The organism is Ramlibacter alkalitolerans (assembly GCF_016722765.1).
Taxonomy (GTDB): Bacteria; Pseudomonadota; Gammaproteobacteria; order Burkholderiales; family Burkholderiaceae_C; genus Ramlibacter; species Ramlibacter alkalitolerans.
On the sequence record NZ_JAEQND010000016.1, the window covers coordinates 37501 to 49674 of the forward strand.

Genomic DNA, 12174 nt, shown 5'->3' on the forward strand with positions numbered 1-12174 from the left:
GAAGGCACGATCGTGCGCTTCCCCGTCAAGGGCCGGGAAGGGCTGGTGGAGATCGCCTCGCGCGACCTGCCCGGCCTCCTGCAGGCCGCCACGCCCGACCAGGTGCAGCCGGAAAGCTTCGACCTGGCGGTGCTGGGCATGCAGGAATCCCAGTACGGCGAGCCCGGCGTGCGCGGCCTGATGCAGCGCATCGCCCAGGCCCGCATTCCCTGCCTGGCGATCATGAACATGCCGCCGCTGCCCTACCTGCGGCGCATCGCGCGCGTGCAGGCGGACCTGCTGAAGGACTGCTACACCGATCCGGAGCTGTGGGCTGCCTTCGACCCGGAACTGGTGACGCTCGCCAGCCCGGATCCGCAGGCCTTCCGCCCGGTGGGCGAGCCGAAGAACGTGCTGCAGGTCGGCCTGCCCACCAACTTCAAGGCGGCGCGTTTCAGCGGCGAGGCGGCCACTCGCCTGCTGCGCCGGCTGGAAGCCGACATCGAGGACGCGCGCTTCGCCGTCGGCGGCGAAGTCCTCGACATCCCGGTGAAGCTGAAGGTGCACGAGTCGCTGTTCGTGCCGCTCGCCAAGTGGCCGATGCTGATGACCGGCAACTACCGCTGCATCCGCCCGCACGGGATGATCGCCATCCAGGAGGCCGTGCACGGCGATATCGAGCGCTCGCGGGCGATCTACGCCTGGGTGGCGGACCTGTGCTGCCGCCTCGGCGCCGACCCGGCCGACCTGGTGCCCTTCGAGAAGTACGCGCAGGCCGCGGCTTCGCTGAAGAAGCCCTCGTCCGCCGCCCGTGCGCTCGACGCCGGCGCGCAGAACATCGAGCGCGTCGACGCGCTGGTGCGCCGCCTCGCCGTGCAGCTTGGCCTGGCGAACCGCGACCTGCAGGAGGTCGTGGGCCTGATCGACGCCCGCCTGGCCGGCAACCGCCTGGCGCGCGAAGAGCGCATCGCAGCGTAGGCGACCTTCGCGCCCGACCGGAAAGCCGCCCGCGGGCGGCTTTCGCGCGTCATGATGGGGGCTCGTCCGCATCGAACACCCGCATGAACGGATTCAAGCTGCCCCCCAAGACGCCCCCGTCGGGCGTGCGCCCGCCGCCCACGCGCATGCCGCCGCGCAAGGTGTGGGGCTTGTTTGCCCTGATCCTGCTCGTCAACTACCTGGTGATGAGCTACCTGTATCCGGCCGGCGATGCGCCGGTGACGGTGCCCTACACCGCCTTTCGCGACCAGGCGGGCAAGGGCAACGTGGCGGCGATCTACAGCCGCGGCACGGCGATCGAGGGCCGCTTCAAGGCGCCCGTCACCTGGCCGCCGGAGGAGATGCGCCAGCAGAAGCTGCCGCCGCAGGCGCCCGCGGCGGAACGCGCCCAGGCCCGCCTGCCCGCGCGCCAGGCGACCATGTTCACCACCGAGCTGCCCGCCTTCTTCGACCGCGATCTCGAACCCTTCCTGATCTCGCACGGCGTGGAGATCAGCGCGGTGCCGATCCAGCAGGGCAGCGGCTGGTCCACCCTCCTGTTCGGCTTCGGCCCCGCGATCCTGCTGATCGCCTTCTACGTCTGGATGTACCGGCGCGCCGCGGGGCAAGGCGGCGGCGGTGGCATGGGCGGCATCTTCGGCATGGGCCGCAGCCGCGCAAAGCGCTACGACGCGGCCGATGCGGAGAACCGCGTCACCTTCAACGACGTCGCCGGCATCGACGAGGCCGAGAACGAACTGGTGGAGATCGTCGACTTCCTCAAGGCGCCGGAGAAGTACACCCGCCTGGGCGGCACCGCGCCCAAGGGCGTGCTGCTGATCGGCTCCCCCGGCACCGGCAAGACGCTGCTGGCCAAGGCGGTGGCGGGCGAGGCCGGCGTGCCCTTCTTCTCCATGAGCGCGTCCGAGTTCGTCGAGATGATCGTCGGCGTGGGCGCGGCCCGCGTGCGCGACCTGTTCAAGCAGGCGCGCGAGAACGCGCCGGCCATCATCTTCATCGACGAGATCGACGCCATCGGCCGCGCCCGCGGCCAGATGTCGATCGGCGGCGCGAGCGAGCAGGAACACACGCTGCAGCAGATCCTCACGGAGATGGACGGCTTCAGCGGGCGCGAGGGCATCATCGTGCTGGCCGCCACCAACCAGCCCGACGTGCTCGATCGCGCGCTGCTGCGGCCCGGCCGCTTCGACCGCCGCGTGGTCGTCAACCTGCCCGACAAGTCCGGCCGCAAGGCGATCCTCGAAGTGCACGTGCGCAAGGTGCCGCTGGACGACGACGTGAGCCTGGAGGAACTGGCGCAGGCCACGCCCGGCTTCTCCGGCGCCGACCTGAAGAACCTGGTGAACGAGGCGGCGCTGCTGGCCGCGCGCCGCAACGAGGCCGCGGTGCACCACAAGGACTTCCTCGATTCGCTGGAGAAGATCGTGCTGGGCCCGGAGCGGCCGCTGCTGCTGGGCCCCGACGACCGCGAGCGCATCGCCTACCACGAGAGCGGGCACGCGCTGCTCGGCATCCTGGTGCCGGGGGCCGATCCGGTGCACCGCGTGAGCATCGTGCCGCGCGGGCAGGCGCTGGGCGTGACCTACCAGCGCCCGCAGACCGACCGCTACAACTACCCCGAGGACTACCTGCGTGCCCGCATCATCGGCATGCTGGGCGGCCGCGCCGCCGAGGAAGTGGTGTACGGCACCCGCACCACCGGCGCGGAGAACGACATCGAGCAGGCCAGCAACATGGCGCGCAACATGGTCACGCGCTGGGGCATGAGCGATGCCGTCGGCATGGTGCAGCTCGCGCCGCCGCAGAACGCCTACCTGGGCACCGGCGGCGCCTTCATGGGCGAGAAGCCCTTCAGCGAGCAGACCGCGAGCCTGGTCGACGCCGAAGTGCAGCGGATCATCAACGAGTGCCATGGCGAGGCCAAGCGCCTGCTGCACCAGAACCGGCGCGCCCTCGACGCGCTGGTGCAGGCCCTGCTGAACAAGGAGACCTTGTCCGAGCAGGAGATCCTGGACGCCACCGGCCTGGCCCGCGCACCCGACCTGGAGACGCGGCCGCTCAAGGCATGATCGTGCGCACCCATGCGCATCTACGATGCCTCCGCCACCGCGGCCGCCCTGCCCTACGAGCGGCTCGTCCCCGCCCTCGAGGCGATGTTCGCGCGCGGCTGCGAGGTGCCCACGCGCCACGTCCATGAATTGGGGTCAGATTCCAATTTCCTCACCTCGCTGATCATGCCGGCGTGGCTGCCGGGCCGCTACTACGGCATCAAGACGATCAACATCGCGCCGGGCAATGCGAAGCGCGGCCTGCCCGGCCTGCATGCGACCTACCTGCTCTACGACGGCAGCACCGGCGTGCCGCTCGCGCTGATGGATGGCGACGTCATCACGGCGCGTCGCACCGCCGCAGCATCGGCGCTGGCCGCGCGCTGGCTGGCCCGCGCCGATGCGCGCCGGCTGCTGGTGGTGGGCGCCGGCCGCGTGGCGCGCGAACTGCCGGCGGCCTACCGTGCCGTGCGTGAACTCGCCGAGGTGCGCGTGTGGGCGCGCTCCCGGGGCAGTGCCGGGATGCTGGCGCAAGCCTGGGCCGACCAGGGCCTGCCCGCGCACGCCGTCACCGACCTCGCCGCCGCCTGTGCGGAGGCAGACATCGTGAGCTGCGCCACGCTGGCCACCGCGCCGGTGGTGCAAGGCGCCTGGCTCGCGCGCGGCTCGCACCTGGACCTGATCGGCAGTTTCACCCCCGCGATGCGCGAGGCGGATGACGCCTGCTTCGCCGGTGCCTCGCTGTACGTCGACACCGCGGAGGCGCTGAAGAAAAGCGGCGAGCTGCTGGGTCCCCTGCAGCGCGGCGTGATCGCGGCCGCCGACGTGCGCGGCACGCTGGAGACTCTGGCGCACGCGGAGGCGACGGGACGGACGCGCGACGATGAACGCACGGTCTTCAAGTCCGTCGGCAGCGCGCTGGAAGACCTCGCGGCGGCGATCCTGGTGTACGAGGCCGCGAGCGCGACCTGAGCGGCGCCGACGCAGGCAACGCAAAACGTTCCCCGGCGCGGCGCTCCGCGCGAAGCGCGCCGAATTCACGGGATTAGTAACCGCGAAGCGGCGCAACACGCTGCTGCAGGCGCCGCCCCCGCGGCCTAGTCTGCGCGCATGGCACGCCACTCCCGCCCCCGGCCCAGCACCGACGACTGGAAGACCGCCCACTGGCCCTACACCATGCCGGCTCCGGACGCCCGCGAGGGCGGCCCGTCGCTGTGGGAACAGTGGCGCGAGGCGGAGCGCGGCTTCGAACTCGGCTTCGCGCCCACGCAACCCTCGCAGGCCGCTGCCATGGAGTGCGCCAGCAGCCCGCCGCCTCCACCGTCCGCGCCCGCCTTGCACCCACTCACCGCGGAAGTGCTCGTGGTCGCGGCACGCCACAACAACCGCGTCTGCCCCCGGCCCGGCGCCTGGGCGCTCCTGTACGAAACCCTGGGCGGCGCACGCTCGCACGACCTGCGGCCGCCGCCCGTGCAGCCGGCGCGATGGGCCGAACTGTCGTCGCTGGAGAAGCGCCTGTACTTTCGCGAGCACATCGAATGGGCTGCGCGGCACCGGCGCCTGAAGCCCGTGGCGCTGTTCATGGAGCGGCTCGCCGAAGCCGACTGGCTGCACATGGGCGAGGCTTAGGACGCCACCCAGGAAGCTGACGCGCAAGGCTGATTGTCAGCCGCGCGAGCACCCGATCGGTGCGGATGTGTCGGATCGTGACGCGCACGCCTTCCAGGGCGGTCCGCGCATCATTCCATTGCAGGTCTTACAGATGACTTGCCCGCCTGCGGCCTTACCCTTGGTGCATGGCACGTCAGCGCGAAACACGGGAGAAAACCAGCTCCGCCGGAGCGGAGAGCTGGTCGTCCCGCCTGCCCGTGCCCGAAGCCCAGGAAGGGGGCGACTCGGCCTGGGAACTCTGGCACGAGGCCTCGCTGCGGCTCGACCTCGCCTTCGCGCCCACCGAGCCCTCCGACCTCGCCGAGCTGCGCACCGGAAGCGGCATGGGCGAAGTCGTCGTCACCGAAGCGCGCCCCCACCTGCTCACCGCCCACACGCTGATGATCCTGGCGCGCCGCAACAATCGTGTCTGCCCGCATCCGCGGCGCTGGGCCGAGCTCTACGAGCTGCTCGGAGGCCAGCACCGGCAGGACCTGCCGGCGCCGCCCCTGCAGGCCTGGCTGTGGCCGCAGCTGTCCGGCCTGCAGAAGCGCCTGCGCTTTCGCGAGCACGTGGAGTGGGCCGAGCGGCACGGCTGCCTGGAGCAGCTGGCGCGCTTCATCCACCGGCTGGACGAAGCCGAGTGGGTGCACATGGGCGAGGCCTAGGCGCCCGCGCCGTCAACCCTCACTCGGGCGTGCGCGAGTGCGCGATCGCGGGCGCGCCGCCGTCACCTTCGCTGTCGATGCCGGCCTGCAGCAATGAAAGCGCCGTGACGGGGTCGTCGGCGTACTGCAGCAGCTCGAGGTCGGCGGCGGCGATCATTCCGTGCCGCACCAGCGCTTCGAGGTTGATCACTTCCTTCCAGTAAGCGGACCCGAACAGCACCATCGGGATGCGGCGCTCGATCTTGCGCGTCTGCATCAGCGTCAGGATCTCCGTCAGCTCGTCGAGCGTGCCGAAGCCACCGGGGAACACCACCAGCGCGCGCATCAGGTGGGCGAACCACAGCTTGCGCATGAAGAAGTAGTGGAACTCGAACCTGAGCTCCGGCGTGATGTACGCGTTGGGCCGCTGCTCGTGCGGCAGCCCGATGTTCAGGCCGATGCTGCGGCCGCCCGCCTCCAGGGCGCCGCGATTCGCCGCCTCCATGATTCCGCCGCCGCCGCCCGTGCACACCACGTACTTGCGGCCATGCGAGGGGAGCTGCGCCGACCAGGCGGTGACCAGCCGGGCGAGTTCGCGCGCCGCGTCGTAATAGGGGGCCAGCGGCCCGTCCGCCGCCAGCCGGGCGGAGCCGAAGAAGACGATGGTGTCGCGCACGCCCTGCTCGCGGAAGGCCCGCACGGGCCCCAGGTACTCGGCCAGGATGCGCAAGGGCCGCGCCTCCTCGCTGTCCAGGAATTCAGGATCGCGGTACGCCAGGGGACGTGCAGGCGGATCGTCCGGGTTCATGGTTCATTGTGCCGCTGCGCCGGCCGGCGCGCTGCCGCTGCCCAGCCAGATGGCCAGCCCTTGCGCGTTCAGCTCCACGTCGGCCTGCACGAGCTGGAGGATCTCGTCGTCGCCGAGCCCCACCTTGCGCGAACGCGCTTCCGCCAGGTAGATCCGGCGCAGGCCATCGCGCAGGCGCGGTCCGAAATCGGGCGCATCGCGCAGCCGCTGCGCCAGCGCCGCCATCGCGTCGCTCTGGCGCAGCACCATGTCCGCCTGTGCCTCCACCTGTGCCACCGCACCGTAGTGGGTGATGAATGCCAGCGCCGGCCGCAGCGAGAGCAGGCGCGCGACGGACGCATGCAAGGCGACCGGGTCGTACTGCACCGGCGAGCTCGAAGGCAGCGCGTAGTGCCAGCGCGCCGTGTGGAACTCGCGATAGGAGACGCCCAGCGTGTCGCCGGTGAAGCAGCCGCCGCTCGCCTCGTCCCACACGCAGAGGTGATGGCGCGCATGCCCCGGCGTGTCCAGCAGGCGCAGGGGCCGCTGCGCCAGGTGCACCACCATCCCGTCCTCGGCCGCGAGCACCCGCTGCGCCGGCACCGGCACCAGTTCGCCGTAGTCGCGCCGCACGGCCTCCTCGCCGTACACCGCCCGCACGCCCGCCATCAGCTGCGAGGGATCGACCATGTGGCGCGCCCCGCGCGGATGCACGAGCAGGCGCGCGTTCGGCAGTTGCTGCATCAGCAGGCCGGCGCCGCCGGCATGATCCAGGTGGATGTGCGTAGGGATCACCCAGTCCACCTGCGCCGGCTCCAGGCCCTGCGCAGCCAGCGCCGCGAGGATGCGCGGCACCGCCGCATTGGTGCCGGTGTCGATCACCGCGGCCCGGCCTTCCTCCACCACCAGGTAGGCGGCATCGAACCGGGGCCGCACGAAGCCGGTGTCGACGACGGTGATCCCGTGCGCCAGGCGCTCGTCGCCGGCCTCCTGCGGCAGCGTCATGCGCAGGGATCCCGCTGCGGCCCCGCGACCACGCCGGCGTCGTGCAGGCGCCCGACCGCACCGGCGTCCAGCCCCAGCACCTCGTGCAGCACTTCGTCGGTGTGCGTTCCCAGCAGCGGCGCACCCGCGGTCGGCGCGCGCTCCATTCCCGCCGCGCGCACCGCAGTGCCGGCCGACAGGTGCGTGCCGACCCCGGGCGTCGCGATCCGCTCGAACACCGGGTTGGCGGCGCTCACGCGCGCGTCGTGCGCCAGGAGGCCGGTGGGCGTGTCGTAGCGGCCCCAGCAGGCCTTGTTCGCCTCCAGCGCCGCCTCCGCCTGCTCGCGCGTGCGGGCGGCGAACCACGGCTCGATGAGGGCCGCGATCGCGTCGCGGGCCTCGAAGCGCTGCTCCTCGTCGCTGCAGTCCAGGCCGAGCCGGCGCTCCAGCGCGGCGATCGGCTCGGCGATGCCGCAGGTGCCCACCAGCGCCTTCCACTGGTTGATCGAGATCGCCGCCACCATGATGCGGGCGCCGTCCGCGGTGCAGAAGTCGCGCCCGAAGGCGCCATACAGGTGATTGCCCAGCGACGGCCGGTCCTGCTGCAGCAGTTCCGCCTCGCCCAGCACGCCCAGGTGCGACAAGGTGGTGAAGGCGACATCCGACAGCGCCAGCTTCAGCTGCGCGCCCTGGCCGGAGCGCGAGCGCGCATGCAGGGCGCTGGCGATGGCCAGTGCCGCCTGGTAGGCGCAGTTGATGTCCCAGGCCGGCAGCACCTGGTTGACCGGGCGCTCCAGCGAGCCGCCGCCGGTGATGGCGGGATAGCCGGTGGCGCAATGCACGGTGTAGTCCAGGGCGGTGGAGCCGTCCGGGTTGCCCTGGATGGTGCAGGTGATCACGTCGGGGCGTTTCGCGGCCAGCACCTCGTGCGCGAGCCAGGGCGTGCCGATGTTGGTGAGCAGCACGCCGGCGTCCGGCCCCGGCGCGGTGGCCAGTTGCTGCACCAGTTCGCGGCCCTCGGGGCGGCGCAGGTCGATCGCGATCGAGCGCTTGCCCTTGTTCAGGGCCGTCCAGTAGAGGCTGCGGCCGCGGCCCTGCCCACGCGGCATGCGCGGCATGCGGCCGTAGTCGATGCCGCCGCCGATCATGTCGACCCGGATCACGTCGGCGCCGTGCTGCGCCAGCGCCAGTCCCGCCAGCGGCGCCGCGATGAAGGCTGAACTCTCGACGACCCGCAGGCCGGACAGGAAGGGATAGGTCATGCCGCCCTCATGCCGCGCACCCGCGCGCCAGTTCGCGGGTGAGGTCGGCGGCCGGGATCTCCTTGCAGCCGCTGGCGTTCTGCCCCGACCAGAGCGGCGAGAAGTCGGACCGCCCCATCGCCTCGGCCTTCGCGCGCAGCACGCCCATCGCGGGCGCCGCCTGCGGAAATGCGGGTGCGGCATCGCTCATGGGACCGAGTTCGCGCACCACGCGGTTGACGATGCCGCGCGCCGGCCGGCCGGTGAAGACGTTGGTGAGCACCGTGACACGGGCGGCCTCGCTCCCGAGCGCCTGCCGGTGCAAGGCGCTGGTGGTCGCCTCCGGGCACAGCAGGTAGGCGGTGCCGACCTGCGCGCCGGCTGCGCCCATGGCCATCGCGGCCGCGACGCCGCGCGCATCGGCGATGCCGCCGGCGGCGATCACCGGCACCTTGACCGCCTCAACCACCTGGCGCACCAGGGCCAGCGTGCCGATCTGTGTGTTCAGGTCCTGCGACAGGAACATGCCGCGGTGGCCGCCGGCCTCGGAGCCCTGCGCGATGACGGCATCGACGCCGCGCTCTTCCAGCCAGCGGGCCTCCTCCACCGTGGTGGCCGACGAGAGCACGCGCGCGCCCCAGGCCCGCACACGCTGCAGCAGTTCGGGCGACGGCAGGCCGAAGTGGAAGCTCACGACCGGCGGGCGGAATTCCGCCAGCAGGTCGGCGGCCTCGGCGTTGAAGGGCAGGCGCCCGGGACCGGTCGGGATCGATGCCGGATCCGCGCCCAGCTCGGCGAAGTACGGCGCCAGCCGCGCGCGCCAGCCGGCATCGCGCGCGACATCGGCCTGCGGCGGCGTGTGGCAGAAGAAGTTGACGTTGAAGGGCCGGTCCGTCTGCGCGCGGATCGCGGCGAGTTCCTTGCGCAAGGCGTCCGGTGCCAGCATGGCGCAAGGCAGCGCGCCGAGCCCGCCGGCATTCGACACCGCGATGGCGAGGGCACTGCCCTGCACGCCGGCCATGGGGGCCTGTAGGAGGGGAACGGAGATGCCAAGCAGTTCGGTGAGGCTCATGGCGGCGCGTGAAGGTCGGTGGAGGAAGGCACGATCGTGCAGCAGGTGGAAAGAGCCTGCCGCACGCGGGGGTGACGTGATGCTACGCGGGACGGCGCGGCTTGCGTGCCTTGGTCGCGGGGCCAGGCGCTGCGGCGGGGCGCGACGCGACCGCCAAGAAGCCGCGCCTGCCGCTCGGCGTGACCACCGGCTCCAGCATCAGCTTCAGCCCGCGGTCCAGGTACGCGTCGATGGTGAGGCGGCCGCGAAAGCGCCAGGACTTCAGCGCCCACGCGTGGCAGAACATCACGATCATGTACGTGAGCATCTCCACGTCCACTGCGTCGAACAGCCCGGCGCGCACGCACGCCTCGATGGCATCGGAAATGAGCTGGTTGCTCTGGATTTCCCGGGCCTTGAGCAGCTCGCGGCGCGGGCGTCCGAGCGACTTGGTCTCGCGGTACACCAGCAGCGTGGCGTCGATGCGCGCGTCGATCACGCGGCCATAGGCGTGCACGGCGGCGCAGAAGCGCTCCATCGGATCGGTGAGCCCTTCCAGGGCCAGGGGGATCTCGCGCAGGTAGGAGTCCAGGACTTCGACCAGCGCGAGGAACAGCACGTCTTCCTTGTCCGCGACGTACTGGTAGATGAGGCCGACGCTCACCTTGGCGCGGTGCGCCACTTCGCGGATGGTGGTGACGTGGTAGCCCTGCCGGCCATACAGCTCGATGGCCGCCTTCAGGATCTGGCCGCGGCGCTTCTCCACCAGCTCCGGGACTTCCACCTTGCTGACGACCTGCAGCGCCATGCGCCGGATTCTATCGGCCGGCCTCGCCGAACGCCGCCAGCGTCTGGCGCGCGATGATCAACTGCTGCACCTCGGTGGCGCCCTCGTAGATGCGCAATGCGCGGATCTCGCGGTACAGGCGCTCCACCGGATGCCCCGAGACCACGCCGAGGCCGCCCCACATCTGCACCGCCGCGTCGATCACCTGCTGCGCCGTCTCCGTCGCCTGCATCTTCGCCATCGCCGCTTCGCGCGTGACCTTGCGGCCCTGGTCGCGCAACCACGCCGCCCGGTACGTGAGGAGCGCCGCGCTGTCGATGCCGGTGGCCATCGTGGCGAGCTTGACCTGGGTGATCTGGAAGTTGCACAGGAGCTGGTCGAACATGCGCCGCGTGGTCGCGCGGGCCAGCGCTTCGGCCAGCGCGCGGCGGGCGAAGCCCAGCGCCGCGGCGGCGACGGAGGTGCGGAAGATGTCGAGCGTCTGCATCGCGATGCGGAAGCCCTGCCCCGGCTCGCCGAGGCACTGCGCTGCGGGCACGCGGCAGCCCGTGAAGCGCAGGCGCGCGAGCGGGTGCGGCGCGATCACCGGAATGCGCTGAGCGATCTCCAGGCCGGGCGCATCGGCATCGACGATGAAGGCGGACAGCCCGCGGGCGCCGGGCGCTTCGCCGGTGCGCGCGAACACCACGTAGAAGTCGGCGATGCCGCCGTTGGAGATCCAGGTCTTCTCGCCGTCGAGGATGTAGCCGTCGCTCTCGGCGCGCGCGGTGCACTGCATGGCGGCGACATCGGAGCCCGAGTCCGGCTCCGACAAGGCGAAGGCCGCGATCGCTTCTCCCGCCGCCACGCGCGGGAGATAGCGCTTCTTCTGCGCGCTCGTTCCGTGCAGCGTGATCGCCCCCGAGCCGAGCCCCTGCATCGCGAAGGCGAAATCGGCCAGGCCGGCATGGCGCGCCAGCGTCTCGCGCAGCACGCAGATCGCCCTGGTGTCGATGGCGTCGCTGGCGCCGCCCCAGGCGATGCCGCCGACCGCGTAGCGCAGCCAGCCGGCGGCGCCCAGCTGGCGCACCAGGTCGCGGCAGGCGGCATCGGTGTCCTGCGGGTGCGCGTCGGGCAGTTGCGTGGTGCACCAGCCTTCGAGGTCGCGCGCCAGCGCGCGGTGGTGCGGCGCGAGGAAGGGCCATTCGAGCCAGCCCTGGTCGTGGTACATGCGGGGCTCCTTCAACGGGCGAGGAAGGCGCGCACGAGCGCCTGGGTTTCGGGCTGCGCATAGAGCAGCGTGGTGCCTTCGAGCTCCGCCGCGAAGCCGTCTTCGTTGCGCTCCACGGCGGCGGTGATGCAGCGCTTGCAGGCGGTCAGCGCCGGTGCAGGGCTTGCGGCGATGCGCTGCGCCAGCGCCCGTGCCTCGTGTTCGATCCGGTCCGCGGCCACGCAGTCCTGCGCGATGCCCCAGGCGACGGCGCGGGCGGCGTCGATCACCTCGGCGGCCAGGATCATCCGCCGCGCCACCGCGTCGCCGCACAGGCGCGTGAGGCGCTGCGTGCCGCCGGCGCCCGGCAACAGGCCGAGCCGCGCCTCCGGCAGGCCGAGCTTCGCGCCGTCGGCCACGATGCGGATGTCGCAGGCCAGCGCGAGTTCCAGCCCGCCGCCGAGCGCGGCACCGCGGATCTCCGCGATCGAGACCTTGCTGCTGCGTTCGATGCGCGCGAACACCTGCTGCATCGCGCGCGTCAAGGCCACCATCTGCGCGCGCCCTGCTTCGCTGGCGAAGCGATCGCGCATGAGCGCCAGGTCGGCGCCGGCGCAGAACGCGCGGCCGCTGCTGCGGATCCACAGCACGCGCACCTCGGCGCGCGGCTCGATCTCGTCGAGGACGGCCTCCAGCCGCGCCACCCAGGCGTCATCGATCGCGTTGACGGGCGGGCGATCGAGGGTCGCGATCGCGATGCCGCCCTCGACCGCGAGCGTGATCGGGTCGCGTGCGGTGTCCATGCGCGGGTC

The 12174-nt window shown here is 71.9% G+C and carries 12 protein-coding genes (1 of these 12 only partly in view); 5 read left to right on the plus strand and 7 right to left on the minus strand.

The features are described 5' to 3' along the window. The 5 genes from JI746_RS23960 to JI746_RS23980 all read left to right on the plus strand — a co-directional run. Nucleotides 1–957 carry the 3' portion of a hypothetical protein gene (locus tag JI746_RS23960; protein ID WP_201692814.1) on the plus strand. It extends 120 nt beyond the left edge of the window, so 957 of the gene's 1077 nt are visible here — the last part of the coding sequence; its start codon lies off the left edge, out of view; its stop codon occupies nucleotides 955–957. 83 nt (nucleotides 958–1040) lie between these two features. Next, complete coding sequence (gene ftsH / locus JI746_RS23965; RefSeq protein WP_201692815.1) at nucleotides 1041–3047, plus strand: ATP-dependent zinc metalloprotease FtsH; 2007 nt, start codon at nucleotides 1041–1043, stop codon at nucleotides 3045–3047. Between the two features lie 12 nt (nucleotides 3048–3059). Then, nucleotides 3060–3998: a bifunctional Delta(1)-pyrroline-2-carboxylate/Delta(1)-piperideine-2-carboxylate reductase gene (lhpI, locus tag JI746_RS23970; protein WP_201692816.1), complete on the plus strand. Its 939-nt coding sequence runs from the start codon at nucleotides 3060–3062 to the stop codon at nucleotides 3996–3998. 138 nt (nucleotides 3999–4136) lie between these two features. Next, nucleotides 4137–4655 carry a hypothetical protein gene (locus JI746_RS23975; RefSeq protein WP_201692817.1) on the plus strand — a complete coding sequence of 173 codons (519 nt, stop codon included), beginning with the start codon at nucleotides 4137–4139 and terminating at the stop codon, nucleotides 4653–4655. Nucleotides 4656–4822: 167 nt separating this feature from the next. Then, nucleotides 4823–5344, plus strand: a complete 522-nt coding sequence (locus JI746_RS23980; RefSeq protein ID WP_201692818.1) for a hypothetical protein — start codon at nucleotides 4823–4825, stop codon at nucleotides 5342–5344. A 19-nt stretch (nucleotides 5345–5363) separates the two neighbouring features. On the opposite strand, the gene JI746_RS23985 is transcribed toward JI746_RS23980, so the two are convergent. The 7 genes from JI746_RS23985 to JI746_RS24015 form a co-directional block, all read right to left on the minus strand. Next, nucleotides 5364–6131 (minus strand): LOG family protein, encoded by a 768-nt coding sequence (locus JI746_RS23985; protein WP_201692819.1) that lies wholly within the window; start codon nucleotides 6129–6131, stop codon nucleotides 5364–5366. Nucleotides 6132–6134: 3 nt separating this feature from the next. Continuing rightward, nucleotides 6135–7115 (minus strand): MBL fold metallo-hydrolase, encoded by a 981-nt coding sequence (locus JI746_RS23990; RefSeq protein WP_201692820.1) that lies wholly within the window; start codon nucleotides 7113–7115, stop codon nucleotides 6135–6137. Further along, nucleotides 7112–8356 carry a CoA transferase gene (locus tag JI746_RS23995; RefSeq protein ID WP_201692821.1) on the minus strand — a complete coding sequence of 415 codons (1245 nt, stop codon included), beginning with the start codon at nucleotides 8354–8356 and terminating at the stop codon, nucleotides 7112–7114. Before JI746_RS23995 ends, JI746_RS23990 begins: the two co-directional genes overlap by 4 nt. A gap of 7 nt (nucleotides 8357–8363) precedes the next feature. Further along, on the minus strand, nucleotides 8364–9407 hold the full coding sequence (locus JI746_RS24000) for an NAD(P)H-dependent flavin oxidoreductase (RefSeq protein ID WP_201692822.1): 1044 nt from the start codon (nucleotides 9405–9407) through the stop codon (nucleotides 8364–8366). Between the two features lie 82 nt (nucleotides 9408–9489). Next, nucleotides 9490–10194: a TetR/AcrR family transcriptional regulator gene (locus JI746_RS24005; protein WP_201692823.1), complete on the minus strand. Its 705-nt coding sequence runs from the start codon at nucleotides 10192–10194 to the stop codon at nucleotides 9490–9492. Between the two features lie 10 nt (nucleotides 10195–10204). Beyond that, the gene (locus JI746_RS24010) at nucleotides 10205–11383 is read right to left on the minus strand and encodes an acyl-CoA dehydrogenase family protein (protein WP_201692824.1); all 1179 of its coding nucleotides are present in this window, start codon (nucleotides 11381–11383) and stop codon (nucleotides 10205–10207) included. A gap of 11 nt (nucleotides 11384–11394) precedes the next feature. Then, complete coding sequence (locus tag JI746_RS24015) at nucleotides 11395–12165, minus strand: enoyl-CoA hydratase/isomerase family protein (RefSeq protein ID WP_201692825.1); 771 nt, start codon at nucleotides 12163–12165, stop codon at nucleotides 11395–11397. Nucleotides 12166–12174: the final 9 nt, after the last annotated feature.

Excerpts from the sequence above, each read along its gene's own strand:
- ftsH (WP_201692815.1), top strand. The coding sequence starts at position 1,041 with ATGAACGGATTCAAGCTGCCCCCCAAGACGCCCCCGTCGGGCGTGCGC.
- lhpI (WP_201692816.1), top strand. The coding sequence starts at position 3,060 with ATGCGCATCTACGATGCCTCCGCCACCGCGGCCGCCCTGCCCTACGAG.
- JI746_RS23975 (WP_201692817.1), top strand. The coding sequence starts at position 4,137 with ATGGCACGCCACTCCCGCCCCCGGCCCAGCACCGACGACTGGAAGACC.
- JI746_RS23980 (WP_201692818.1), top strand. The coding sequence starts at position 4,823 with ATGGCACGTCAGCGCGAAACACGGGAGAAAACCAGCTCCGCCGGAGCG.
- JI746_RS23985 (WP_201692819.1), bottom strand. The coding sequence starts at position 6,131 with ATGAACCCGGACGATCCGCCTGCACGTCCCCTGGCGTACCGCGATCCT.
- JI746_RS23990 (WP_201692820.1), bottom strand. The coding sequence starts at position 7,115 with ATGACGCTGCCGCAGGAGGCCGGCGACGAGCGCCTGGCGCACGGGATC.
- JI746_RS23995 (WP_201692821.1), bottom strand. The coding sequence starts at position 8,356 with ATGACCTATCCCTTCCTGTCCGGCCTGCGGGTCGTCGAGAGTTCAGCC.
- JI746_RS24000 (WP_201692822.1), bottom strand. The coding sequence starts at position 9,407 with ATGAGCCTCACCGAACTGCTTGGCATCTCCGTTCCCCTCCTACAGGCC.
- JI746_RS24005 (WP_201692823.1), bottom strand. The coding sequence starts at position 10,194 with ATGGCGCTGCAGGTCGTCAGCAAGGTGGAAGTCCCGGAGCTGGTGGAG.
- JI746_RS24010 (WP_201692824.1), bottom strand. The coding sequence starts at position 11,383 with ATGTACCACGACCAGGGCTGGCTCGAATGGCCCTTCCTCGCGCCGCAC.
- JI746_RS24015 (WP_201692825.1), bottom strand. The coding sequence starts at position 12,165 with ATGGACACCGCACGCGACCCGATCACGCTCGCGGTCGAGGGCGGCATC.